This is a genomic window from Spirillospora sp. NPDC047279, assembly GCF_040643285.1.
Classification (GTDB): domain Bacteria; phylum Actinomycetota; class Actinomycetes; order Streptosporangiales; family Streptosporangiaceae; genus Spirillospora.
On the sequence record NZ_JBEYUA010000009.1, the window covers coordinates 344,409 to 367,335 of the forward strand.

At 72.3% G+C, this 22,927-nt stretch carries 24 protein-coding genes and 1 pseudogene; 12 read left to right on the forward strand and 13 right to left on the reverse strand.

The genetic code is table 11. From position 1 onward, the window contains the following. Positions 1-67: 67 nt before the first annotated feature. Both ABZ810_RS24790 and ABZ810_RS24795 read left to right on the forward strand, forming a co-directional pair. Positions 68-1,261: an RtcB family protein gene (locus ABZ810_RS24790; RefSeq protein WP_358406904.1), complete on the forward strand. Its 1,194-nt coding sequence runs from the start codon at positions 68-70 to the stop codon at positions 1,259-1,261. A 126-nt stretch (positions 1,262-1,387) separates the two neighbouring features. Beyond that, entirely contained in the window at positions 1,388-2,953 is a 1,566-nt protein-coding gene (locus ABZ810_RS24795; protein ID WP_358406906.1) for a carboxylesterase family protein, read from the forward strand. Between the two features lie 185 nt (positions 2,954-3,138). Here the strand turns inward: ABZ810_RS24795 and ABZ810_RS24800 are convergent, their stop codons facing one another. From ABZ810_RS24800 to ABZ810_RS24810, 3 genes are all read right to left on the reverse strand, one after another. Further along, complete coding sequence (locus tag ABZ810_RS24800) at positions 3,139-3,870, reverse strand: peptidoglycan-binding protein (protein WP_358406909.1); 732 nt, start codon at positions 3,868-3,870, stop codon at positions 3,139-3,141. Continuing rightward, positions 3,870-4,085, reverse strand: a complete 216-nt coding sequence (locus tag ABZ810_RS24805; protein WP_358406910.1) for a hypothetical protein — start codon at positions 4,083-4,085, stop codon at positions 3,870-3,872. The genes ABZ810_RS24800 and ABZ810_RS24805 overlap by 1 nt, the downstream gene beginning before the upstream one ends. Before the next feature lie 157 nt (positions 4,086-4,242). Next, positions 4,243-5,010 (reverse strand): lysophospholipase, encoded by a 768-nt coding sequence (locus ABZ810_RS24810; RefSeq protein WP_358407072.1) that lies wholly within the window; start codon positions 5,008-5,010, stop codon positions 4,243-4,245. 232 nt (positions 5,011-5,242) lie between these two features. Between ABZ810_RS24810 and moaA the strand changes: the two genes are divergently transcribed. From moaA to ABZ810_RS24830, 4 genes are read left to right on the forward strand one after another with little or no spacing between them, the layout of a single operon-like run. Then, on the forward strand, positions 5,243-6,232 hold the full coding sequence (gene moaA / locus ABZ810_RS24815) for a GTP 3',8-cyclase MoaA (RefSeq protein WP_358406912.1): 990 nt from the start codon (positions 5,243-5,245) through the stop codon (positions 6,230-6,232). 35 nt (positions 6,233-6,267) lie between these two features. Then, positions 6,268-6,603, forward strand: coding sequence for a DUF3467 domain-containing protein (locus ABZ810_RS24820; RefSeq protein WP_358406913.1), 336 nt, complete (start codon positions 6,268-6,270; stop codon positions 6,601-6,603). Further along, positions 6,590-7,177, forward strand: a complete 588-nt coding sequence (locus ABZ810_RS24825; RefSeq protein ID WP_358406915.1) for an NTP transferase domain-containing protein — start codon at positions 6,590-6,592, stop codon at positions 7,175-7,177. Before ABZ810_RS24820 ends, ABZ810_RS24825 begins: the two co-directional genes overlap by 14 nt. 46 nt (positions 7,178-7,223) lie before the next feature. Continuing rightward, complete coding sequence (locus ABZ810_RS24830) at positions 7,224-7,457, forward strand: DUF6457 domain-containing protein (RefSeq protein ID WP_358406917.1); 234 nt, start codon at positions 7,224-7,226, stop codon at positions 7,455-7,457. 18 nt (positions 7,458-7,475) lie between these two features. On the opposite strand, the gene ABZ810_RS24835 is transcribed toward ABZ810_RS24830, so the two are convergent. Beyond that, on the reverse strand, positions 7,476-7,709 hold the full coding sequence (locus tag ABZ810_RS24835) for a hypothetical protein (protein ID WP_358406919.1): 234 nt from the start codon (positions 7,707-7,709) through the stop codon (positions 7,476-7,478). 98 nt (positions 7,710-7,807) lie between these two features. Continuing rightward, positions 7,808-8,014, reverse strand: a pseudogene (locus ABZ810_RS24840) (hypothetical protein); the annotation flags it as partial. A 38-nt stretch (positions 8,015-8,052) separates the two neighbouring features. Between ABZ810_RS24840 and ABZ810_RS24845 the strand changes: the two are divergent. After that, entirely contained in the window at positions 8,053-9,477 is a 1,425-nt protein-coding gene (locus ABZ810_RS24845; protein WP_358406921.1) for an MFS transporter, read from the forward strand. Here ABZ810_RS24845 and ABZ810_RS24850 read toward each other — a convergent pair. From ABZ810_RS24850 to ABZ810_RS24860, 3 genes are all read right to left on the reverse strand, one after another. Further along, entirely contained in the window at positions 9,446-10,777 is a 1,332-nt protein-coding gene (locus tag ABZ810_RS24850; protein WP_358406922.1) for an NAD(P)/FAD-dependent oxidoreductase, read from the reverse strand. The genes ABZ810_RS24845 and ABZ810_RS24850 overlap by 32 nt on opposite strands. Next, a complete protein-coding gene (locus ABZ810_RS24855; protein ID WP_358406923.1) occupies positions 10,767-11,582 on the reverse strand; it encodes a tryptophan 2,3-dioxygenase family protein in 816 nt (271 codons plus the stop codon). The genes ABZ810_RS24850 and ABZ810_RS24855 overlap by 11 nt, the downstream gene beginning before the upstream one ends. A 100-nt stretch (positions 11,583-11,682) precedes the next feature. Continuing rightward, complete coding sequence (locus tag ABZ810_RS24860) at positions 11,683-13,611, reverse strand: SpoIIE family protein phosphatase (RefSeq protein ID WP_358406926.1); 1,929 nt, start codon at positions 13,609-13,611, stop codon at positions 11,683-11,685. 122 nt (positions 13,612-13,733) lie between these two features. On the opposite strand from ABZ810_RS24860, the gene ABZ810_RS24865 reads away from it, so the two are divergent. The 4 genes from ABZ810_RS24865 to ABZ810_RS24880 all read left to right on the forward strand — a co-directional run bounded on the left by ABZ810_RS24865 (position 13,734) and on the right by ABZ810_RS24880 (position 17,866). Next, positions 13,734-14,120: a hypothetical protein gene (locus ABZ810_RS24865; RefSeq protein WP_358406929.1), complete on the forward strand. Its 387-nt coding sequence runs from the start codon at positions 13,734-13,736 to the stop codon at positions 14,118-14,120. A gap of 30 nt (positions 14,121-14,150) precedes the next feature. Then, positions 14,151-14,783 (forward strand): chemotaxis protein CheB, encoded by a 633-nt coding sequence (locus tag ABZ810_RS24870; RefSeq protein WP_358406930.1) that lies wholly within the window; start codon positions 14,151-14,153, stop codon positions 14,781-14,783. Between the two features lie 44 nt (positions 14,784-14,827). Then, positions 14,828-16,681 carry a CheR family methyltransferase gene (locus ABZ810_RS24875; RefSeq protein ID WP_358406932.1) on the forward strand — a complete coding sequence of 618 codons (1,854 nt, stop codon included), beginning with the start codon at positions 14,828-14,830 and terminating at the stop codon, positions 16,679-16,681. 111 nt (positions 16,682-16,792) lie between these two features. Further along, positions 16,793-17,866 carry a PAS domain-containing protein gene (locus ABZ810_RS24880; protein ID WP_358406934.1) on the forward strand — a complete coding sequence of 358 codons (1,074 nt, stop codon included), beginning with the start codon at positions 16,793-16,795 and terminating at the stop codon, positions 17,864-17,866. Positions 17,867-17,873: 7 nt separating this feature from the next. On the opposite strand, the gene ABZ810_RS24885 is transcribed toward ABZ810_RS24880, so the two are convergent. Genes ABZ810_RS24885 through ABZ810_RS24895 form a run of 3 tightly spaced genes read right to left on the reverse strand, consistent with a single transcriptional unit; the run spans position 17,874 to position 20,612 of the window. Next, positions 17,874-18,536 carry a TetR/AcrR family transcriptional regulator gene (locus ABZ810_RS24885; protein ID WP_358406936.1) on the reverse strand — a complete coding sequence of 221 codons (663 nt, stop codon included), beginning with the start codon at positions 18,534-18,536 and terminating at the stop codon, positions 17,874-17,876. 14 nt (positions 18,537-18,550) lie between these two features. Next, on the reverse strand, positions 18,551-20,038 hold the full coding sequence (locus ABZ810_RS24890) for an AMP-binding protein (RefSeq protein WP_358406937.1): 1,488 nt from the start codon (positions 20,036-20,038) through the stop codon (positions 18,551-18,553). Positions 20,039-20,042: 4 nt separating this feature from the next. Beyond that, positions 20,043-20,612, reverse strand: coding sequence for a VOC family protein (locus ABZ810_RS24895; protein WP_358406938.1), 570 nt, complete (start codon positions 20,610-20,612; stop codon positions 20,043-20,045). A gap of 92 nt (positions 20,613-20,704) precedes the next feature. Between ABZ810_RS24895 and ABZ810_RS24900 the strand changes: the two genes are divergently transcribed. Next, entirely contained in the window at positions 20,705-21,808 is a 1,104-nt protein-coding gene (locus tag ABZ810_RS24900) for an alpha/beta hydrolase (protein WP_358406940.1), read from the forward strand. 69 nt (positions 21,809-21,877) lie between these two features. Here ABZ810_RS24900 and ABZ810_RS24905 read toward each other — a convergent pair whose 3' ends face one another. Continuing rightward, complete coding sequence (locus tag ABZ810_RS24905) at positions 21,878-22,321, reverse strand: hypothetical protein (RefSeq protein WP_358406943.1); 444 nt, start codon at positions 22,319-22,321, stop codon at positions 21,878-21,880. A 91-nt stretch (positions 22,322-22,412) separates the two neighbouring features. Beyond that, entirely contained in the window at positions 22,413-22,925 is a 513-nt protein-coding gene (locus ABZ810_RS24910) for a MarR family transcriptional regulator (RefSeq protein WP_358406944.1), read from the reverse strand. Between the last annotated feature and the right edge of the window lie 2 nt (positions 22,926-22,927).

Below are 22,927 nucleotides of genomic sequence, written 5' to 3' on the forward strand. Positions count from 1 at the left end.
GCCGGTGGGGTTTCTGGCGTCATAGATCACGGTTCGGATCTGCCAGTGCTACGGAGAGGAGCAGGTGATGCCGTACCAGACGCTCAAGGGCGGCCGCGTTCCGATCCGGATGTGGACCGACCCGGCCACCGTCGAGGAGCAGGCGCTCGACCAGCTCAGGAACGTGTCGAGCCTGCCGTGGATCGAAGGTCTCGCGGTCATGCCCGACGTGCACTACGGCAAGGGCGCGACCGTCGGCTCGGTGATCGCGATGCGCGACGCGGTGTCGCCCGCGGCGGTCGGCGTCGACATCGGCTGCGGGATGACCGCGGTCAAGTCGAGCCTCACGGTCGAGGACATGCCCGACGACCTCGCCGGCCTGCGCAGCCGCCTGGAGAAGGCGATCCCGGTCGGCTACCACTCCCACAAGCAGCCGGTGGACCCGTCGGCACTGCCCGGCCTGAAGGAACGCGGCTGGTACGACTTCTGGAAGGACTTCGAGGAGCTCCACCCTGGGGTCCGCGGCCGGTTCGGCCGGGCCCGTGCGCAGCTCGGCTCGCTCGGCGGCGGAAATCACTTTGTTGAACTTTGTAGTGATGATTCGGGCGCGATCTGGCTCGTGCTGCACTCGGGGTCGCGGAACATCGGCAAGGAGCTCGCGGAGCACCATGTCGAGGCCGCCCGCAAGCTGCCGCACAACCAGGACCTGCCCGACAAGGACCTCGCGGTCTTCCTCACCGGCACGCGCAAGATGGAGGAGTACCGCCGCGACCTGTTCTGGGCACAGGAGTACGCACGGCGCAACCGCGCGGTGATGATCGCGCTCGCGCAGAACGTCATCACGCGGCGCTTCGGTGAGAAGCGCTGCACGTGGGGCGAGGTCATCTCCTGCCACCACAACTACGTGGCGGAAGAGGTGTACGACGGCGTGGAACTCCTCGTGACCCGCAAGGGCGCGATCCGCGCGGGGGCGGGGGACCTCGGGATCATCCCGGGCTCGATGGCGACGGGGACGTACATCGTGCGCGGGCTGGGCAACGAGGCCGCCTACAACTCCGCGTCGCACGGCGCGGGCCGGAAGATGAGCCGCAACAAGGCGCGCAAGTCGTTCACGGTCGACGACCTGGTCGAGCAGACCAAGGGCGTCGAGTGCCGCAAGGACGGCGGAGTGCTGGACGAGATCCCGGGTGCCTACAAGGACCTGGAGACGGTCATCGAGGCGCAGTCCGACCTCGTCGAGGTCGTGGCGCACCTCAAGCAGCTCATCTGCATCAAGGGGTAGTGCGGTCGTCCGGGCGCGGTCAGGGGAGTCCTGATCGCGCCCGACGCGTGTGTACGCCCGTGGGGGTAGGCGGGGTTGCTCCCGCCGTGGGACGACGTGCCCAGAGCGTTCCTTGATCGTGGGGGCATGTCGAAACGATGGCTTGTATTCGCGGCGATTCTGATCGCGGGACTGACCGTCGCCGGTGTGCTGCCGGCGGCGGCCGTCTCCGCGGCGGGCCCGGACGACCGGGTCCGCACTTCCGGGGGCTGGGTGCGGGGCACGGTCACCGAGACGCATCGGAGCTTCCTCGGGATGCCGTACGCGGCTCCTCCCGTCGGGGAGGCACGGTGGCGGGCTCCGCGGCCGGCGAGCGGGTGGCGGGGTGTGCGCGACGCGACCCGGCCGGGGCCCGCGTGCTCGCAGCTCGCGAACTCACCCGGGTTCGCGACGAGCGAGGACTGTCTCTTCGTGAACGTGACGGCGCCGAGGGAGGCCAAGGGGAGACTGCCCGTTCTGGTCTTCGTGTACGGGGGAGGGCTGATCAGCGGGTCCGGCTCCGCGTACGACCCGGCGCGGATGGTGGAGCAGGGCGCGGTCGTGGTCACGTTCAACTACCGGCTCGGCGCGCTGGGCTTCCTGCGGCATCCTTCGCTGAAGGATCCGTACGCGGGCAACTTCGGGCTCGCCGACCAGCAGGCGGCGCTGAGGTGGGTGCGCGGCAACATCGGGAAGTTCGGCGGCGACGACCGCAACGTGACGTTGTGGGGCCAGTCGGGCGGCGGGTTCAGCGTGTGCGCGCACCTGGCGTCGCCCGCGGCGCGGGGGTTGTTCGACAAGGCGATCGTGCAGAGCGCGCCGTGCGGGATCCCGATGAAGACCGAGCGGGCCGCCGACCGGGACGGGGTGAGGCTGGCGGCCGAGGTGGGGTGCGCGGACGCGAGGACGGCCGAGGCCTGCCTGCGCGGCAAGCCGGTGAGCGAGCTGGTGCGGCCGTCGGATCGGGAGGGGCTCTTCGGTGAGCTGCGGCGGCACCGGGCGGACGTGTGGTGGTTCCCCGTGGCAGGTACGCCGGTGCTGCCGTTGCAGCCGCTGACGGCGATGCGGCTGGGGAAGGCCGCGGACGTGCCGCTGATTCATGGCGGGACGCGGGACGAGATGCGTTCTCATGTCGCGGCGGCCTATGACATGCGGGGGACGCCGGTGACGGCGGAGCGATACCCCGGGATCGTGCGTGAGCTGTTCGGGGCGGGGGACGCGGAGCGGATCCTCGGCGCGTATCCGCTGAGCGGGTTCGTGAGCCCGAGTGTGGCGCTGGCGACGCTGCTGGGTGACTACGGCGGGGTGAGCGGGACGTGCACGCAGCTGCCGGTGATCGACGCGGGGCGGCGGTCGCCGGTGTACGCCTATGAGTACGCCGAGCCTCGCGAACCGTACCTCGGGTTCCCCTACGGCGCCTCGCACGGGGCCGACCTGAGGTTCTTCCTGGACAACGAGGGCGAGGGCGCGCCGCCGTCCACGCCGGAGGAACGGGCCTTCGCGCGGCGGCTGATCGGCTACTGGACGGCGTTCGCCCGGACCGGCGACCCGGGCCCGCAGTGGCCGGCGTACCGGCGTGGCTCGTCGGAGGCGCTGTCGATCGCCGTCGCGCTGACCGGGCCGGTGGACCTGGCCGCCGCCCACCACTGCGGGCTCTGGCGGATGGTGCGGTGACGGACCGGGGCGGGGCGACCCGCCCCGGCCTCGTTCCTCACGGCCGGACCCGTAGAGGGTCAGCGTGCCGGCGGCGGCGTCGCGGACGCCGGTCAGGTGGTACCAGCGGTCGCGGGTGAGCCGGGGCCTGTGGGACACGAAGAGATCCTCCACCGGAAGGCCCGGTGGAGGATCTCTGATGCCCTCTACTTGTGCACGCGCAGCAGGACGGGCCACGTGGCCGGGCCGACGACGCCGTCGTCCAGCACGCCGCCCCAGCGCTGCACGGCGCGGACGGCCTTCTCGGTCGCCGTGCCGAACTCACCGTCGATCTTGACCTCGGCGTGGCTGCGGGCGTGCAGGAGGCCCTGAAGGGACTGCACGTCCTCGCCCGACGAACCCCGCTTGAGCGTGGGCAGCTTCTTCACCATGGCCTCCGTCCAGTTGGGGGTCGTGCCGCCGCCCGAGCCGCTGTAGGCGGGCCGTCCGTAGCCGGCGATCGACGCCGACGACCGCACGCGCCGGCGGCAGGCGTCGCCGGTGTTGCCCTCGATGGTCTGCACGCGACCGCCGCCGAGCACCTTCTCCACGACGCCGACATGGTCGATCGCACCGACCGAGTTGGTGTTGCCCCAGTCGAAGAAGACGATGTCGCCGGGCCTGCACTTGTCGACGTTGGCGGTCGTGCCGGTGTGCCAGCGACCGATCTTCTGGAAGTCCTGCGCGTGCCACACCGTGTAAGCCCGGTCCCCGGACGGCAGCACCGCCTTCGCATTACCGGACTTACGGGCCCAGAAGGTCACCGCCATGTCGCACCAGGCGGCGCTCAGGAAGTCCGAGCCATGGCGTGCCGCGTAGTCGCGAGTGATGGTGTTGGGGCGGCCGGAGACGCCGAGGGACTTGCGGGCCTCGGCGAGCATCGCCGCGGCGGTCCCCATCAGGAGTCCTCGCCGTCCGCTCGGAAGATGCCGTCGTCGTCGGGTTCGCCGTAGAGGTCGCGAAGGATCTGGTCCTCGTCGGACTCGGTCGCCCGGTGGACGTCGGGATGGACGTCCACCTGGTCCATGTAGTCGACCTCGCGGGCGGCGGCCCGGGCGGCCTCGGCGATCCCGGCGTTCTCGGCCTGCTCGTTCGTCTCGTTCGTCTCGTTCATCGTTGCTCCCCTGCGGTGGATGCCCCGCGTCCCCGAGCGCGGCGAGCAGATCAACACGAAGAGTGACACTAGTGGGTACGCATGGCGCATGCCCGGCACATGGCGAATTAACCAGCGATGCGTGTGTCGTCTCCCGGGGCGGTGGTCGGGAGCGGGGTCAGCGGGCCGGAAGGGTGCGGTCGATGAAGGTGGTGACGTCGGTGAGGATCTCGGCCTTGTTGGTCTCGTTGAAGACCTCGTGGCGCGCCTCGGGGTAGATCTTCTCGGTGAGGTCGGAGCCGCGGACCGCCTCGATGCCGGTGCGGGTGCCGTCCAGGGGGACCAGCTGGTCGGCTGAGCCATGGATCCAGAGGGTGGGCAGCGCGCCGAGGGAGCCCTGCTCGCTGATCGCGTTGAGGCAGGCGTCGAGGGCCTCGAGCAGGGGGCGCTTGAACGGGCCGTGCCAGACCAGGGGGTCCTCGTTGTAGGCCTTGCCGACGGCCGGGTCGCGGGAGAGGGTGTCCGGATCGATCGGGACGTCGGGGATCTCGTCCAGCGAGAGCAGCAGGGTGAGGGCGTCCCAGCGGCCCAGCACCGGGCCGGACAGGACCAGCGCGGTCAGCTCCTCGCCGTGGAGCTGGGCGTAGCGGGTCGCGATCATGCCGCCCATGGAGTGGCCGATCAGGACGACGGGCAGGCCGGGGTGGTCGAGGCGGGCCGACTCCACGACGGTGTGCAGGTCGGCGACGACGTCGGCGAAGTCGTGGACCAGGACCGGCTCGCCGGCGGAACGGCCGTGGCCGAGGTGGTCGGGGCCGCAGACGACCGCGCCGTGCTCGAGGAGGGCGGCGGCCACGTGCTCGTAGCGGCCCAGGTGCTCGCCGTAGCCATGGGCCAGGACCGCGATGTAGCGCGGGTTCTCGTGGTGCCAGGCGTGCGCGGTGATCGCCCCCCGGACTCCCGCGAACTCCCAGTGTCGTGCCGTGGCCACGTGCGCCTCCTGCGTCCGGAGAGGTGATCGCTTGTACGATCCGCCAAAGGCGGGCGCCTCCGGCGTGGCGGATACCGTCTCTCGCGATGCGACGGATCGTCAACCGCCGGATTAGGCTGAGGTGATTGCTCATATCCGGGTCGTCCGGGGTACGGACGGCCGTAGCAGCAGAAGGAAAGGGGTGCCCGTGCTCACCGACACCTTCGGTCGTACCGCGACCGATCTGCGGGTCTCCCTGACCGACCGGTGCAATCTGCGGTGCGCCTACTGCATGCCGCCCGAGGGGCTCGACTGGCTGCCCAAGCCCGAGCTGCTCACCGACGACGAGGTGGTCCGCCTGGTCGCGCTGGGCGTCGAGGAGCTGGGGATCACCGAGGTCCGCTACACGGGCGGGGAGCCCCTGCTGCGCCGCGGGATCGCCGGCATCGTGGCGCGGACCGCCGGCCTGGCGCCCCGGCCGCAGGTCTCGCTGACGACCAACGGGATCGGCCTGGACCGGCTGGCCGGTCCGCTGGCCGAGGCGGGCCTGGACCGGGTGAACGTCTCGCTCGACACCCTCGACCGTGACACGTTCAAGCGGCTGGCCCACCGCGACCGCCTGGACGACGTGCTCAAGGGCCTGGCCGCGGCGGCCGCGGCGGGGCTGACGCCGGTCAAGGTCAACGCGGTCCTGATGCGGGGCGTCAACGATCACGAGGCGGTGCCGCTGCTGCGTTACTGCCTCGACCACGGCTACCGGCTGCGGTTCATCGAGCAGATGCCGCTGGACGCCCAGCACGGCTGGACCCGCGACAACATGATCACCGCGGACGAGATCCTCGCGCTGCTGGGCGGGGAGTTCGACCTGACCCCCGAACGGGCGGAGGAGCGCGGCAGCGCGCCCGCCGAGTCGTTCGTGATCGGCGGCGGCCCGGAGACGGTCGGCGTGATCGGTTCGGTGACGCGCCCGTTCTGCGGGTCCTGCGACCGGGTGCGGCTGACGGCGGACGGCCAGATCCGCAACTGCCTGTTCGCCACCGAGGAGTCCAACCTGCGCGACGCCATGCGGGACGGCGCCTCCGACGGCGAGCTGGCCGACCGCTGGCGCAAGGCGGTCTGGGCCAAGCGCCCCGGGCACGGCATCGACGACCCGTCGTTCCTGCAGCCCGCCCGCCCCATGTCGGCGATCGGAGGCTGACCGCCGCGCCGCGGCCGGCGTGCGACGATGACCAGGTGACGGACGAGCCGCTGGAACACCGTGTCGAGATCACCGTGCCGACGGAGAACGAGGTGGGCGTCTACGCCGGGTTCGCCTCGGTGTGGCGCACCCAGGACAGCTTCGTCCTGGACTTCGCGACCGAGGTGCAGCCGCCCGAGGTGTCGGAGGATCCCGAGTCCGGCGAACGTTTCGTGCACGTCCCCGCCCGCGTCGTCTCCCGGGTGCGCATCCCGCCGGGTCAGGTGTGGGAGCTGATGAAGGCCCTGGAGCAGAACCTCAGCGCCTACGAACGCGGCTCCGGCGGCGCCGGTGGGGCCGGTGGCACAGGCCGTGGCCATGCGGGTTCCTGAGCCGTTCGACGCCGTCGTGCTGGCCGGCGGCAGGGCCCGCCGCCTGGGCGGCGCCGACAAGCCCGCCGCCCCGGTCGGCGGCCGCGCGCTGGTCGCCCGGGTCGCCGACGCGGCGGCGTCCGCGGCGCGGCTGGTGGTGGTCGGCCCGCCGCGTCCCGAGCCCGCCCGCGCCGTGTTCGTCCGGGAGGACCCGCCCGGAGCCGGGCCGGTGCCCGCCCTGCGCGCGGGCCTGGCGGAGGTGACCGCGCCGTGGGTGGCGCTGCTGGCGGGCGATCTGCCGTTCCTGCGTCCCGGCGACGTCGCGCTGCTGCTGGCGGCCGCGCGCGACGCCGGTGACGGCGCGGTGCTCGTCGACGACGGGGGGCGCGAGCAGTGGCTGGCGGGCTGCTGGCGCACCGCCGCCCTGAGCTCGGCCCTGGAGGGGTACGAGGGCGCGTCGCTGCGCGGGCTCCTGGGGCCGCTGGGCCCGGCCGCCGTGCGGGTCGAGGCGGGGGAGCGGGCGCCCTGGTACGACTGCGACACCCCCGCCGAGCTCGAACACGCCGACCGCCTCGCCCGTCCCGAGCCGCGGTGATCGTGCGAGAGTGGGACGGCACTGACGTCGAGGGGGAGGAGCAGCGGTGCTGGAGGAATGGATCGAGGCGGTCTGTCTCGAACTGGGGATCGCCCGGGACGAGGTCGACCGGGACCTGATCCTCGACCTCGCGCGCGATGTGGCCCACGGGGTGGCTCGGCCCGGGGCCCCGCTCACGGCCTACCTGCTGGGGCTCGCGGTCGGCCGCGGCGCGCCCGCGCGGGACGGGGCGGCCCGGATCACCGCGATGGCCGAGGCCTGGGAGCCCGGCAAGGAGTGACGGGCCCGGTCACAGGGGTCAGGCCGGCCGTTCGCGCTCGGCGACGGGGACGACGTCCTTGAGGAAGTCGCGCCGGTCGAGGAACGCCGAGAGGCTTACGCGGTGCTCGTCACAGGCGAGCCAGATCTTGCGCCGGTCCGGGGTGTGGATCTTCGGGTTGTTCCAGCGCAGCGCCCAGACGGCGTCGGCGCGGCAGCCCTTGGCCGAGCACTGGAGCTCGTCGGTGGTCTCGCCCGTGGTCTCGTCGGTCACACCCCAACCCTGGCACAGGGGCCGGGCCGGGCGTCCGCGCCCTCCCCGTGAGGGGCACGGGGAGGGCACGGGATGCGGGGCCGGGGCCCGGCGGGGCGTCAGGCCTTGGCCTGCCCGCGGTAGCCGACCGGTCCCTCGCCCTTGAACTGGGCGGAGCCGGCGAAGCGCGAGCCGTTGGCGTAGAAGGTGACCCGCGCGTTGCCGCGCGGGCTGGACCAGGTGACCACCAGACCTGGACACTCGGAGACAGGTTTCCTGTAAAGGTCCGTCCCGTTCTCGCCCGGCCCGTGTGAATCGACCGGATCATGTGTTTGACCTGGCTCGACGCGGAGATGACCTCTGAGTGCGTTCCCAGGTGACCACGGCCGAGGAGGCGGGCGGGCGGTACCGCTGGCAGGCGCTGGCGGTGTGCCTGATCGCGGCGTTCATGACGCTGCTGGACGTGAGCATCGTCAACGTGGCGCTGCCCTCCGTCCAGCAGGGCCTGGACGCCTCGGAGTCCGAGCTCCAGTGGATCCTGTCCGGCTACGCGCTGACGTTCGGGCTCGTGCTGGTCCCGGCCGGGCGGCTCGGCGACGCGCGCAGCCGCCGGGCGGTGTTCATGGGCGGGCTCGCGCTGTTCACCGCCGCCAGCGCGGCGGCCGGCGCGGCGCCGGGCATCCTGACGCTGATCCTGGCGCGGCTGGTCCAGGGCGTGGCGGGCGGCGTGATCAACCCGCAGGTCGCCGGGCTGATCCAGCAGATGTTCCGGGGGGCCGAACGCGGCCGGGCCTTCGGCGCCCTCGGCGCCACCATCGGCATCGCCACCGCGGTCGGCCCGCTGCTGGGCGGGGTGCTGATCGGCCTGGCCGGTCCCGCGGACGGCTGGCGCTGGGTGTTCTACGTCAACATCCCGGTCGGGCTCGCCGCGCTCGCCCTCGCCTGGAAGCTGCTGCCCGCCCCGGTCTTCGGGGAACGGCAGAGCCTGGACCCGGTCGGGGTCGGGCTGCTCGGCATCGGGGTGGTGGCGTTCATGCTGCCGTTCCTCCAGGAACAGCAGTGGCCCGGCGCGGCCAAATGGCTGCTGGTGCCCGCAGGGCTGGCCGTCCTCGCGCTCTTCGTGCTGTGGGAACGCCGGCATCCGGCGCCGCTGGTGGACCTCGGGCTCTTCAGGCTGCGCTCGTACGCGCTGGGCTCGCTCCTCGCGCTGCTCTACTTCGCCGGCTTCACCGCGATCTTCTTCATCTTCACGGTCTTCCTGCAGAACGGGCGGGACTACAGCGCGCTGCAGGCGGGGCTGGCCATCACGCCGTTCGCCGTCGGCTCCGGCGTCGCCGCCTTCGTGGGCGGGCGGATCGTGGCCCGGTTCGGGCGTCCGCTCGTCGTGCTCGGCCTGGCGCTGGTGACCATCGGCCTGGGCACCGCGTGGCTGGCGGTGGAGTTGTGGCCGGGCGACGGCGTCGGCTGGGCCACCGCCCTGCCGCTCCTGGTCGGCGGCGTGGGCAGTGGCCTGGTGATCTCGCCCAACCAGACGATCACACTGTCGGAGGTGCCCTCCACCGAGGGCGGCGCCGCGGCCGGGGTCCTGCAGACCGGGCAGCGCATGGGCAGCGCGGTCGGCATCGCCGCCGCGGGCGCGGTGTTCTTCGCCACCGTGGCGGGCACCCGGGGCGACTGGGCGGCGGCCTTCCGCCACGGCCTGGTGGTCGTCCTGCTGTTCGTCCTGGCGGCGCTCGCCGTCGCCTGCCAGGACATGATCAGCGGGCGCCGCCGCGGCTCCTCCGGGTGACCGCGCGCGCCGCCAGCCCCGCGAGCACGGCACCGCCGGCGAGCCCGGCCGCGACCACCGCGTTCTGCCGCCGGATCCGCGCCGGGATCCGTGCGTACGGCATGGTGGAGAACGAGACCAGCTCGTACCGCGAGACGTAGCGGCCCGCCGAGCGGCGCTCCAGCGCGTGCTGCACCGCGTGCGTGAACCGGTAGACCGGCGAGCCGACCCGGTCGCGCATCTCGACGAAGTTGTCGAGCGCCATCTCCGCGATCGCGTCGGTGTTGGCCTTGCGCCGCTCCTGGTAGAGCGACAGGGTCCGCGCCCAGTCGCCGCCCGTCTCGTCCAGGCACCGGTCGATCTCGAGGCAGTCCTCGAACGCGCAGTTGGCGCCCTGGCCGAAGAACGGGACGATCGCGTGCGCCGCGTCGCCCAGCAGCGCCACGATCGTGCCCTTGCCGTACCGCACCCACGGCCAGCAGCGCACCGTCACCAGCGAGCCGACCGGGTTGCGGGCGAAGTCGCCGGTGAGCGCGGGCATCAGCCCGGCGGCGTCGGGGTAGTGCCGCTCGAAGTGCGCCGTCACCCTCGCGGGGGTGTCCAGCGCCGCGAACTCCGACTTCTCCCAGAACAGCGTGCAGGTGAACGAGCGGTCCAGGTTCGGCAGCGCGATCATCATCGAGGTGCCGCGGGGCCAGATGTGCAGCGCGTCGGGGTCGAGGGCGAAGGCGCCGTCGCGCGGCGGGATCGTCAGCTCCTTGTAGCCGTGCTCCAGGAAGTCCTGCCGGTCTTCGAGCGGCCGGACCGACTCACGTACCGCGCTGTAGGCGCCGTCGCCCGCCAGGACCACGTCCGCGTGCTCGGTGGCCCGGCCGCCGTCCGCGTCCTCCAGGAGCAGCAGCCCGGCGTCCGCGTCGACCCCGGTGACGCGCCGGGAGAACCGCAGCGTGACACCCGGCGTCGCCTCCGCCGCGTCCAGCAGCGCCTGGTTGAGCTCGGCCCGGCTGATCGAGTTGATCGCGCGTTCGCCGTCGGCGCTGTAGGGCTGGAAGTTGTCCGCGGCGCCCAGCGGATGCACCATCCTGCCGTGCATCGGCAGCGCCCGCTCGAGCGCGAGGTCGCGCAGGCCCACCGCCTCCAGCGCCGCCAGGCCGCGCGCCGAGACGGCCAGGTTGATCGAACGGCCGCGCTCGGCCCCGGCGACGCGCGGGTCGGGACGGCGCTCGTAGACCGTCACCTCCAGCCCGCGCCGCCCCAGCAGCGTGGCCAGCAGGCCGCCGGCCAGGCCGCCGCCGACGATCGCGATGCGCTCACCGGCCATGGACCGGCACCTCCTCGATCTGCGAGCGGACTTCCCACAGATCGGGGAACGCGGGCCGGAACAACGTCGAGCGCAGGTAGTCGGCGCCCGCCGAGCCGCCCGTGCCGAGCTTGGCGCCGATCGTGCGTTCCACCATCATGACGTGCCGGTAGCGCCACTCCTGGATGCCCTCGTCCACGTCGACCAGGGCCTCGCAGACCTCCGCCGCGGGTCCGCTCTCGTCGGCGTAGGCGTCCAGCAGCACCTTCTGCACCCCCTGGTCGGGACGCCACGGCTCGGCCGGGTCGCGGTCGAGCGCCGCCGCGGGCACGGCGTGCCCCAGCCCGGCCAGGTAGCGCAGCAGCGAGTCGAACACCGACCGGCGGCCGACGGCGGCCTGGAGCCGCTCGTCGTCGCGCAGGTCCGACGCGGGGAACTCGCGCCGTCCCAGCACCGCCTCCAGCTCCCTGAACTGCGCCGACTGGAAGCCGCTGGAGGTGCCCAGCGCGTCGCGGAACGAGGCGAACTGCCGGGGCGTCATCGTCTCCAGCACGTCCAGCTGGCCGACCACCGTCTTGAGGATCTTGGCGATCCGGCGGGCGGTGTGCAGCGCGCCGCCGCTGTTGCCCTCCTCCAGCCGCTTCTGGAGCAGGGCGGCCTCGTGCAGGATCTGCTTGAACCAGAGCTCGTAGACCTGGTGGATGATCACGAACAGCAGCTCGTCGTGGGCCCCGGTACGCGGCTCCTGACAGTCCAGGAGCCGGTCGAGCCGCAGGTAGCTCCCGTAGGTCAGGTCCCGCGAGTCATCCCTCGGCGTGTCGCCCATCGCCCTTCCTTCCCCGTCCCACGGCGTCCGGCCACCACACTGTGTCCGAATCTCCGCCAGAGGACCGGCATAAAGGTACATACCCGGAACGGGGGAATCGTCAGGACAGGCGGTCCGGTCCCTGGAACTCGGCGGCCAGCAGCGCCACGTCGTCGTCGTGACGCCACCCCCCGAGCAACGCCGGCACCGCGTTGTCGCAGAGGTCGTCGAGCGTGAGCGGGGGCGGCCCGGACAGGTGGGCGCGCAGCTCCTCCAGCCGGGTCTCGATGTCGTGTCCGGGGCGTTCGACCAGCCCGTCGGTGTAGAGCACCATGCGCCAGTCGTCCTCGACCGGGAGGTCCATGACCCCGAACGCGTGACCGCCCACGCCGATCGGCACGCCGGGCGGGACCGGGAGCAGCCGGCTCCGTCCGTCCGGTGAGACCAGCACGGGGGGCAGGTGTCCCGCGTTGGCGATCCGGCAGTGCCGCTCGGACGGGTCGTAGACCGCGTACAGGCAGGTCGCCATGGACCCGTCGCACAGGCGCTGGGCGAGCGCGTCGAGCCTGCGCAGCATGTCCTCGGGGCCGAGGTCCAGGACCGCGAACGCCTGGATCGCGGTGCGCAACTGGCCCATCGTCGCGGCCGACCGCCAGTCGTGGCCCATGACGTCGCCGACGGTCAGCGCCACCCGCCCCCGGGGCAGCGAGATCACGTCGTACCAGTCGCCGCCCGCGCGCGCCCCCGAGCTGCCGGGGAGGTAGCGGTGGCTGACCCGGATCCCGGCCAGGTCGGGAACCCTGCGGGGCAGCAGGCTCGCCTGGAGCGCCTCGGCGATGTGCGACTCGCGCTGGAGCAGCCCGGCGTCGGCGATCGCCGTCGCCGCGATCCGCACGACCTCCTCGGTGACCGTGAAGTCGTGCGCGGCCATCGGCGGGCGGCTGGCCGCGTGCGCGAGCAGCAGGTTGCCCATCACCGCGCCGCGCGCGACGAGCGGAACGAGGGTGAGCGGCCCGAGGTCGGGCAGGCAGGCCAGCAGCGGGTCACCGTACGCGGGCTCGCCCACGGCACGGGGCAGATGGACGAGCTCGCCGGTGTTCATCGTGTGGGCGAGCAGGCTGCCGACGGGCACCTCGACCGCTCCTTCCGCCGGGCGCTCGGCCGGGCCCGCCACCGGCCCGGCCCGCGCGACCCGGCGGACGACCCACGGGTCACCGGGCCGCCTGTCGCGTCCGGGTCCGGGTCCGGGTCCGGAGCAGATGTCGTCGAGCAGGTGCACCTCGCAGAAGTCGGCGAGCCGCGGAACGACCGCCTCGGCCAGCTCGGCGGCCGTGGTCAACGGGTCGAGCCGGCTGCCGATCCGGGTGCTGACCTGGCTGAGAAACGCCAGTTGCCGGGGCGCCGCCGTCACGTGGAAGGTGGTCGCCTCGGGAACCGCGCCGTCGCGGGCGTCGAACGGCAGCCGGGCGCTCACGACCAGGCTGACGCCCGGAGAACCGAGGGCGAGGATCTGCGCGGCCGCCTGATCCCGCCGGCCGGGCGGCAGGATCCGCAGAGCCTCGGAGAGGTTGCTCTCCAGGCGTGTCCGGTAACGCGGGTCGACGGGCACCACGCACGGGGCGGAACTGGGCACCCGCAGGCCCCGCCGGTCGGCGGTGCCGTGGGGACGGACCACGAGCTGGTCTCCCACCGAGAGGCTCAGCGGCACCGTCTTGAGGTCGGCGCAGGCCACCGCGAAGGCCAGGAGGCGCATCTTTCGCGGCGAGGGGATCGGATAGATCCACCAGGCGATGTTCCTGAGCTTCAGCGGCCTCTGGCGCAGCACGGGCGTGGTGAAGGCGATCGCGCCTTCCGGAGGCGGGCGCGTCCCGTCGAACCAGGGTCCGGCTTCGCCGGTGACCTTGAACAGCAGGGAGAACGGGGAGCCGACCGCCTCCTCGCCCGACGTCCCGAAGAGGATCTCGGCGCAGCGGTTCCAATCGAGGATGAGGCCGTTCTCGTCCAGCGAGACCAAGGCCATCCCGGTCAACCCGACCAGTTGCCCGTTCACGTGGCCTCTCCTCCGGATCGAACACCTATCGCGTTCGCGACACTACCCGCGGTAGGCGAGCCGGGTTTGCCCTTTCCGCGAAGACTCTGGCTTCGGTCGCGCCGACGGAGGATAAAAGGAGAATGCAGGCCCACGATTCCGGTCCCTACTCACCCCAGGGGCGCCTGGAGCAGATCGGCGAACGGTTGCGGGCGCTCCGCCAGCGCGACCGTGAGCTTCAGGAGCAGGCGGGCGCCTTCTCCGGCCGCCGCGAGCGGGTGCGGCGGTCGGCCGAGCTGGTGCGGCTCGCGGAACTCCGGGCGGCCTCGGCGGCCGAGGCCGCCGAGGCGGCCTACCTGCGAGCGGGCCAGATCCACGAACGGGCCGCGAACCTGCACGACTACCTCGCCGACTCGGGCATCGGAGACGTCGAGCGACACCGGGCGAGGGCGGTCGAGCACCGCGCGCTGGCCGCGGCGGACCGGGCGACCGCCGCAGGCCTCCAAATTCCCCGGCGCGGCCCGGCATGATCCAACGGCGGACAGGGCAAGGGGCAGGACATGGACAAGGCGCCCGGGCGTGATCTTGTCGTGATCGCGGCCTCGGCCGGCGGCATCGAGGCGCTCCGGTCGGTGGCCTCGGGGTTGCCGCCCGACCTGGCCGCGGTGGTCCTGGCCGTCCTGCACGTCCCCGCCACCGGCGGCAAGGCGCTGCCGCACATTCTCGGGCGCGCCGGTCCGCTGCCCGCCGTCACCGCCCGCGACGGCGAGACGTTGTGCCGGGGCCGCATCTACCTCGCACCCCCGGACCACCATCTCCTCGTCGCCGGCGACCTCGCCCGGACGTCCAAGGGCCCGCGGCTGCGGGGGCACCGCCCCGCGGCGGATCCGCTGTTCCGCAGCGCGGCCGCCACCGCCGGGCCGCGGGTCGTGGCGGTGGTCCTGAGCGGTGCGCTGGCCGACGGCGCGGCCGGTTGCGCGGCGGTCGAGGAGGGCGGCGGAGTCGTGGCGGTGCAGGACCCCGCCCAGTGCGCGTACGACGGGATGCCGCGCGCGGCACTGGCCGCGACCCGCCGTGCCGTCACCCTGCCCCTGCGTGACATGGCGCGTTTCATCACCGAGCAGACCCGGACCCCGGTCGAGACGCCGTCGACCGGCGCCGTGTTCGACGCGGAGAGTTTCCTGCGACCCTGACGCGCCGCGAGCGCGGGGTGCCCGCGCGGCGTACGCTTCCGAGCGTGGCCGAGAGCGAGAGCATGCAGGACTTCGAAGATCTGCTGGTGATGCTGAAGGAGACCCGGGGGTTCGACTTCACCGGCTACAAACCGACGACGCTGTCCCGCCGGGTCAAGCGCCGGATGGACGCGCTCGACCTGGACAGCGTGGCGGAATACCGCGACTACCTCGAACTGGAGCACGAGGAGTTCGCCAAGCTCTTCGACAGCCTGCTCATCAACGTGACCGGCTTCTTCCGTGACCCGCCCGCCTGGGACGCCCTCCGCGAGACCGTGCTGCCGCAGATGCTGGCCTCCAAGGAGCCCAGCCGCACCGTCCGGGTCTGGAGCGCGGGCTGCGCGACGGGCGAGGAGGCCTACACGCTGGCGATGGTCCTCGCCGAGGAGCTCGGTGAGGACCAGTTCCGCGAGCGGGTGAAGATCTATGCCACCGACCTGGACGAGGACGCCCTCCACCAGGCGCGGGCCGGTTCCTACACCGAGCGGCAGGTCGCCGGCATCCCCGAGGAGCTGCGCCGGACGTACTTCGAGCAGACGGGGTCGCGGTTCTCGTTCCGCAGGGACCTGCGACGCCAGGTGATCTTCGGCCGGAACGACCTCACCCGGGACGCCCCGATCTCGCGGGTCGACCTCCTCGTGGCCCGCAACACGCTGATGTACTTCAACGCCGAGACCCAGACCGGCGTGATCCGCCGCTTCCACTTCGCGCTGACCGACCCCGGTTTCCTCTTCCTCGGCAAGGCCGAGATGCTCCTCAACCACGGCGATCGTTTCGAACCGGTCGACCTGCGCAAACGGCTCTTCCGAAAGATTCCCAACACCCCGCCGCCCGGTTTCCCCTCCAAGGGCTGGGAAGAGGAATCCACGCGAAGGTCATCGTCGACCAATCTCGAGCAGTCCGCCCTGGCGGCGGGCCCGGTCGCGCAGCTGGCCGTCGATCTCGACGGCAGGCTGGGTGTGGCGAACGCGCGCGCCGAGATGTTGTTCAACCTGCGGCCGCGCGACATCGGGCGGCCCTTCCAGGACCTGGAGGTGTCGTACCGCCCCGTCGAGCTGCGCTCGGTCATCGAGCAGGTCAAGAAGGACGGGCGGCCGCTCGAACTGCACCACGTGACCTGGCATCGCAGCGCCGGTGTCGAGCCGAGCGTGTTCGACGTCCATGCCGTCCCGCTCTTCGGCAAGCCCGGGGAGATCGCGGGCGTGGGGATCAGCTTCGACGACGTCACCCACTACCGCAGGCTCCGGGAGGAGCTGGAGCACTCCAACCAGGAGCTCGAACGCGCCTACGAGGAACTGCAGTCCCTCAACGAGGAGCTGGAGACCACCAACGAGGAGCTCCAGTCGACCAACGAGGAGCTGGAGACCACCAACGAGGAGCTCCAGTCGACCAACGAGGAGCTCGAGACGATGAACGAGGAGCTCCAGTCGACCAATGACGAGCTCCAGGAGATCAACGACGCGCTCCGCGTCCGCAGCGAGGAGCTCGACTCGACCAACTCCTTCCTCGGGTCGGTGCTGCGCAGCCTCGGCTCGGCGACGATCGTGGTGAGCGAGGCCCTGCGCGTCCAGGTCTGGAACCAGGGCGCGGAGGAGCTCTGGGGAGTGCGGGCGGAGGAGGCGCAGGGCCGCGACCTGCTGACGCTCGACATCGGGCTTCCGCTGGCCGACCTGGAGTCCCCGCTGCGGCAGCTGAACGGCGAGACGTCGCCCGCCGGCGCGGCGGTCCGGGTCGCCGCGGTCAACCGGCGCGGCCGCCCCATCGAGCTCGCCGTGGAGCTCAAACAGCTGCGCGACGAGGACGGGGGCGTCCGCGGCTTCATCATCGTCATGGATCACGTGCCGGGCGGAGATACCTGACGACGAGAATTGCCGTACCGTTAACTCTTCCCCAGTAGTGGTAAACCGGGAGAATGCCAGTTAACGGAACCCGCAGAAGGGGGCCGAGCCATGCCCTCGCATCTCGATTTCGTGGCAATCCGCAAGGATCTGGAGGAGTTCACCGTCCGGATCAGCGCTCTGCGCGACGCTCCAGCGATGGATACGGCACTTCTCGAGCTGGCTAATGCCGAAGAGGAACTGCGGGTCTGCACCGAAGAGCTCGAGCGCATGTCCCTGCTCAGTGCGGAGAACGCCCAGCGGGAGGCGCTCGTCCACCGGGCCTTCCACGACCTGCCGTTCCCCGTCTTCGTCCTGGACGGCGCCGGCATGATCCGCGCCCTCAACCGGCACGGTGCCGGCCTCCTGGGCATCGCGGACTCCCTGGCGGTCGGCAAGCCGTTCGCCGTCTTCGTCGAGCTGCCCTGGCGGACGACGTTCCGCTGCGAGCTGGCCGACGTCCTGCGTGAGTCGCGGCCCGGTTCGCTGGCCTGCCGGCTGAGGTCCCGGGCGACGCACCGCCCGCCGCCGCTGGAGTTGCGGCTGACCCGGCTCGGGTCCCCGCCGCAGCGGGACCCGCTGGTCCTGGTCACGCTCGACCCGTTCGCCGAGCGGACCGCGGCGGAGGGCGCGGGAGAGGCGGCTCCGCTGCACCGGCTGGATCTCATGGGCCGGATGACCCGGCTGCTCCTGAACGGAGCGGCGGAGGGCGGGCCGGCGATGCTGGAGAACGCGGGGACTCTCCTCGCCGCCGAGTGCGCCGACTTCGTCGTCATCGACCTGGTCCGGGGCGGTGCCCTCCGGCGCGCGGTGGTGGCCGGCACGTCCGGCGGCCCCGCGGGCAAGGAGGAGTCCCTGGTCGTCCGCGTTCTGGAGGCCATCGATCCCGAGCAGTCGGAGGTCGCCCGCACGATCGTCCGGACGGGCGAGTCGATGCTGCACGTCCCGCTCGGGGAGAAGGGGGCACTGGGCCGCGGGCAGGAGGCGGCGGCGGTCGCCGACCTGCTGAGCCCCGGCTTCGCCGCGGCGGTCGCGCTGCGCGACGAGACCTCGTCCCTCGGTGTCCTTCTGCTGGTCAGGAGGCCGGACAGGGCCGCGTTCACCCTCACCGATCTCGCCCTCTACGAGGAGCTCGGCCTTCACCTCGGGCTGGCGCTCAAACGATGACCCGGTCTCATTCCGGACGCCAGTAGATCGACCTGACCCAGATCGTGGCGAGGGTGTCGACGGCGCGTTCGTCGTCGAAGTCACTGTCGACGCGCTCGCCGCCCTGGCCCTGCCAGATGTAACAGAAGTGCTCGAGCATGGCCGACAACGCCGACGCGGTCAGCACCGGGTCGACGCCGGGGCAGTGGCCGGACCTCTGCGCGCGGCGGATCTCGGCCGCGATGCGCTCGATGGCCTCCGCGCGGATCGCCAGCCAGCGGTCGCGGAACTCCTCCTCCAGCATCGACGCCTGGAACACGCCGATCAGCTCGCCGCGCCGGCGCGCGTACGTCCGCCAGAAGCCCGCCACCGCCTCGCGCAGCGCCCCCTCCGACGACAGACCCTGGGTGTAGGAGAGCGCCGCGAGGCGGCTCGCCTCCTCGTGGAACTCCTCGGCCAGCGCGATGAGCAGGTCGGCCTTGGTGTCGTAGTAGTTGTAGAACGACGCGACAGACTTGCCCGCCTCGGCGGCGATATCGCTGATCTTGGCCTTGAAGTAGCCCTCCCGGGCGAACACCGTCCGGCCGGCGTCGCGGAACGCCTGATCGGTCTCGCGGCCCTTGCGGGTCGACTTGGCCGGACGCTCCGTCCCGGCGGCGGGACGCGCCTTGGCGATGGTGTGCTTCTTCATGACGGAACCCCAGGTTAGGACACCCGGCGGCCCCGGCCCGCCCAATGACCTTCGCGCAGCGTGGTCTTCAGGACCTTTCCGGTGGCGTTGCGCGGCAGTTCGGCCGCGAACGTGACGCCGGTCGGGCACTTGAAACCCGCCAGCCGCTCCCGCGTCCACGTGATGAGCTCGTCGGGGCCGGCCTTCCCGTCCGCCGTGAGCACGACGACGGCGTGCACGGTCTCGCCCCACTTCTCGTGCGGCACCCCGATCACGGCCGTCTCGCGCACCGCGGGATGGGCCGACAGCACCGCCTCGACCTCGGCCGGATGGACGTTCTCACCGCCGGTCACGATCATGTCCTTGAGCCGGTCGACGATCGTCACGTAGCCGTCGGCGTCCACCACGCCGATGTCGCCCGTCCGGTAGAAACCGTCGGCGGTCATGACCTGCCGGGTGGCCTCGGGGTCGTCCCAGTAGCCGGGGAAGGGCGCGGCGCCGCGCACCTGGATCTCGCCGGACTCGCCGAGCCGCAGCTCCCATCCCAGTGACGGGCGGCCCGCCGTGGCGAGCCTGCCGAGCGCCGGGTCGTGGTCCCGCGGCGACAGCGTCGTGACCGGCAGCGGGCCGGTCTCGGTGCACGCGTAGTTCTGCCGGAACCGGCAGCCCAGGGTCTCGACCGCCGTCGCGAGCAGCCCCGGGTCGATCGGTGACGCCCCGTACACCACCTCGGCCAGCGCCGACAGGTCCGGCGCCGCCGCCCGGCCGCGGACCTCCTCGGTCACCGCGCGGATCAGCGTGGGCACGAGCTGGGTCAGCTGGATCCGCCGTGCCGCCAGCTCGTCCACGAACCCCGCCGGGCTGAAGCCGCCGAGCACGTGCAGGTGCCCGCCGGTGAACAGCGCGTAGGCGAGGTTGGCGAGGCCCGCGATGTGGAACAGCGGCAACGCCGACAGGTGCCGGGCGCCCGGCACCGCTTCGGGGACCTCCAGCTTCATGAACGTCACGGCGCCGATGAGCTGCTGGTGGGTGACCGGGACCAGCTTGGCCCGCCCGGTCGTGCCGCTGGTGTGCAGCAGCAGGCACGGCTCGGGCCCGCGCAGCCGCTCGACCGGCCGTCCGGGCATCGGCCCGTCCGGGAGTTCGCCGTCGAGGCGGAGCACCGGGACTCCCGCGCCCGCGACGAGTGGCGCGCACGGCTCGTCCACGACGACCGCGGCCGGGCGCAGGAGTTCCAGCAGCGCGCCGACCTCGGGCGCCGCCAGCCGCCAGTTGACCGCCGCCGGAAGCGCACCCGCGCGGACCAGCCCGAACAGCGCCGTGACCCAGGCGGCCTGGTTGCGAGCCACGATCGGCACCACGTCGCCGGGGGAGACCCCGGAGGCCGCGTAACCGGCCGCGGCCCGGCCGGCCGCCGCCGCGAGCCCGGCGTAGGTCAGCTCGGCGCCGCGGTCGTCGGAGAACGCCACCTGATCGGGCGTGACCGCGGCCCGCCACTCCAGAACGTGGATCAGCGACAACAACGGCTCACACCTTCACCACTCGGTCGGCGGCGGTCTTCGGCGTGTGGGTCACGTCGCCGGGCCGGGCGAGCTCGCGGCGCCAGCACGCGAACTCCAGCAGGATGCCGTCGGGATCCTGGAAGTAGAACGAGCGCACGTAGACGCCGTCGTGCAGCGTCGTCGAGAAGCCGAGCTCGCTCTCGTCGTGGTCGATGATCGGCCCCACCCGTACGCCCTTGCCCTTGAGCGTGGCCCGGTACTCCAGGAAACGTTCCTCCGGGACCGTGATGGCCAGGTGGTTCATCGAGCCGACGGCCGTGGTGAACTCGCCGATCCCCGGCACGGTCGCCGCCGTGGAGACGCCCGGCACCGCGTCCGGCGCGTCACGGAACCAGAAGAACGCCAGCAGGTTGCCGCCGCCCATGTCGAAGAAGAAGTGCTGGCCCGCGTCGCCCGGCAGGTCGATCGTCTTGACCAGCCGCATGCCCAGCACGCCGGTGTAGAACTCGACGGTCCGCTTCATGTCCGAGCACACCAGGGCCAGGTGGTTCACCCCGCCCAGCTCGAACTCAGGGTTCTGCCATGTCGCTGCCATGGAACTGAATCTAAACTCAGTTTCTGATTTACGCTAGCCTTCAGTCGAACGTGATTCGGTCCGGGAGATCGGGCGACGCTGAGGAGGCCGGGATGACCGAGGTCGTCAGGGAGTTCGTGGGGCTGTCGTCGCCCCTGATCGGCAGGGCGGGCGCGGGCGGCCACCCGTGCCAGGGCGTCTATCACCGCCCCGCCGGCCCGGCGCCGAAGACCGCGTTCATCGCGACCCACTACAACATCGACTTCTCCGAGCACTACCTCGCCTCCCACCTCGCCGAGCGCGGCTACGGCTTCCTGGGCTGGAACACCCGCTTCCGCGGCGCCGAGCCCTACTTCCTGCTCGACCACGCGCTGGCGGAGATCGGCGTCGGCGTGCGGTGGCTCAAGGAGCGGGCCGGGGCCGAACGGGTGATCCTCCTCGGCAACTCCGGCGGCGGCTCGCTCATGGCCGCCTACCAGTCGCAGGCCGTCGAGCCGAACGTGACGCCGGTGGCCGGAATGCGGCCCGTGGAGGCCATCCAGGACCTGCCGGCGGGCGACCTCTTCGTCGCCCTCGCGGCCCATTCGGGACGCCCCGAGGTGCTCACCGCCTGGATGGACCCCTCGATCACCGACGAGACGGACGTGCTCTCCGTCGACCCCGGCCTCGACCCGTTCAACCCCGAGAACGGCCCGCCCTACGGCGAGGAGTTCCAGACCCGCTACCGCGCCGCGCAGCGGGATCGCAACGAGCGGATCACCGACTGGGTGCTGGAACAGCTCGAGGGACTCCAGGGGACCAGATCCCGGGACAAGCTGTTCAGCCTCCACCGCACCTGGGCCGACCTCAGGATGATCGACCCGTCCATCGAGCCCTCCGACCGCAGGCCCAACTGGTGCTACCAGGGCGAGCCGGTCAAGGCCAACTACGGCGTCTTCGGCATCGGCTCGCTGTGCACTCTGCGCACCTGGCTCTCCATGTGGAGCCTGCGCACCTCACAGTGCGTCGCCGCGCCCCACCTCGGCCGCATCACGGTGCCCTCGCTGGTCGTCCACGCCACGGCCGACGAGTGCGTCTACGACAGCGACGCGCGTTCGGTGTTCGGCTCCCTCGCGGCCGAGGACAAGCGCCTGGAGTTCCTCAAGGACGAGCACTACATCCGGAGCTCGCGGCCTCAGGCGGCCGATCTCATCGACGCCTGGGCGCGCGAACGCTGACCGGCGAGGCCCTTCCGGGACGGCCGTCTCCGGCGTCCGGAGCGGCACGGGAGACCGGTGCCACGGCGCCTAAGGCCGGTCGGACAGGGACCGGGTGAACTCACGTGCGTCGTGCGCCCGCCGCTGGGCTCGGTCCGCGGTCTTCTGGGCCTGGCGCAGGAAGCTCCTGGCGTTCTCGACGCCCCTGGCCGCGCCGTCCGACGAGAACCGCCCGCCGCCGGGAGGGCGTGACGCCGCCCGGTCCGAGGTTGCGGCACGTCGATCGTCCGTGGAGCCCGCCCGGTCCGGGGCCGCGGTCCGGCGATCCCCCCGACCGGCGCGCAGGTCGGCGAGAGACGCCAGCCGGCGCGACCGTGATGCCGACAAGGCGCCGCGGAGCGTCGTCCTCGTGATCCGCTCGCGCAGCATGGCCGCGGCCCGTGTGGCCTGGAGGGCGGACGGGTCCTCGCCGTGCCGGGCCGCCAGGTCCTCGAGCAGAGCGGCGATCAGGCCGGCTTCGTGTTCGTCCAGCATCCGCCCCCACCTCCTGCCCGTGCCGTCGCTCCCATTCAACCGGAACCGCGCCGACGCACAAGGACCTCGGCCGACTTCATCGGTGTTCTCGTCAGGGGTGGTCGGCGACCTCGCCCACGGCGACGCGGACGGCGCGCAGCGCCGCGGTGATGCCGGCGGCCTGCTCGTCGGGCAGGTCCGGCAGGCCGAAGGACGCCTTGTGGAGGGCCGCCGTCGACTCCTCCGCGATCTCCCGTCCCGCGGGCGTGATCTCGGCGAGCACGACGCGGCGGTCGTCGGGGGAGGGGCGGCGCTGAACGAGGCCGCGCCGCTCCAGCCGGCCGATCACGTTGGTGACCGACGCCGGATGCACCATCAGCCGCACGCCCATCTTGCCCATCGGCAGCGAGCCCGTACGGGTGAAGGCGAGGAGCCGCAGCGCCTCGTAGGCCGCGAACGTCAGCCCGTAGGGCTTGAGCGCGGTCTCGATCCGGCTCAGCAGGAGCTGCTGCACCCGCATCACCGACGTGACCGCGGCCATCTGGTCCGCATGCTCCGGCCAGCGCGAACTCCACTGCCGGTGCGCCTCGGCGATGGGGTCGGGGGAATTGACTGAGTCGCCCACGA

Coding starts and splice junctions, on each gene's coding strand:
- ABZ810_RS24790 (WP_358406904.1), top strand. CDS start 68: ATGCCGTACCAGACGCTCAAGGGCGGCCGCGTTCCGATCCGGATGTGG.
- ABZ810_RS24795 (WP_358406906.1), top strand. CDS start 1,388: ATGTCGAAACGATGGCTTGTATTCGCGGCGATTCTGATCGCGGGACTG.
- ABZ810_RS24800 (WP_358406909.1), bottom strand. CDS start 3,870: ATGGGGACCGCCGCGGCGATGCTCGCCGAGGCCCGCAAGTCCCTCGGC.
- ABZ810_RS24805 (WP_358406910.1), bottom strand. CDS start 4,085: ATGAACGAGACGAACGAGACGAACGAGCAGGCCGAGAACGCCGGGATC.
- ABZ810_RS24825 (WP_358406915.1), top strand. CDS start 6,590: ATGCGGGTTCCTGAGCCGTTCGACGCCGTCGTGCTGGCCGGCGGCAGG.
- ABZ810_RS24850 (WP_358406922.1), bottom strand. CDS start 10,777: ATGGCCGGTGAGCGCATCGCGATCGTCGGCGGCGGCCTGGCCGGCGGC.
- ABZ810_RS24855 (WP_358406923.1), bottom strand. CDS start 11,582: ATGGGCGACACGCCGAGGGATGACTCGCGGGACCTGACCTACGGGAGC.
- ABZ810_RS24865 (WP_358406929.1), top strand. CDS start 13,734: ATGCAGGCCCACGATTCCGGTCCCTACTCACCCCAGGGGCGCCTGGAG.
- ABZ810_RS24870 (WP_358406930.1), top strand. CDS start 14,151: ATGGACAAGGCGCCCGGGCGTGATCTTGTCGTGATCGCGGCCTCGGCC.
- ABZ810_RS24885 (WP_358406936.1), bottom strand. CDS start 18,536: ATGAAGAAGCACACCATCGCCAAGGCGCGTCCCGCCGCCGGGACGGAG.
- ABZ810_RS24895 (WP_358406938.1), bottom strand. CDS start 20,612: ATGGCAGCGACATGGCAGAACCCTGAGTTCGAGCTGGGCGGGGTGAAC.
- ABZ810_RS24900 (WP_358406940.1), top strand. CDS start 20,705: ATGACCGAGGTCGTCAGGGAGTTCGTGGGGCTGTCGTCGCCCCTGATC.
- ABZ810_RS24905 (WP_358406943.1), bottom strand. CDS start 22,321: ATGCTGGACGAACACGAAGCCGGCCTGATCGCCGCTCTGCTCGAGGAC.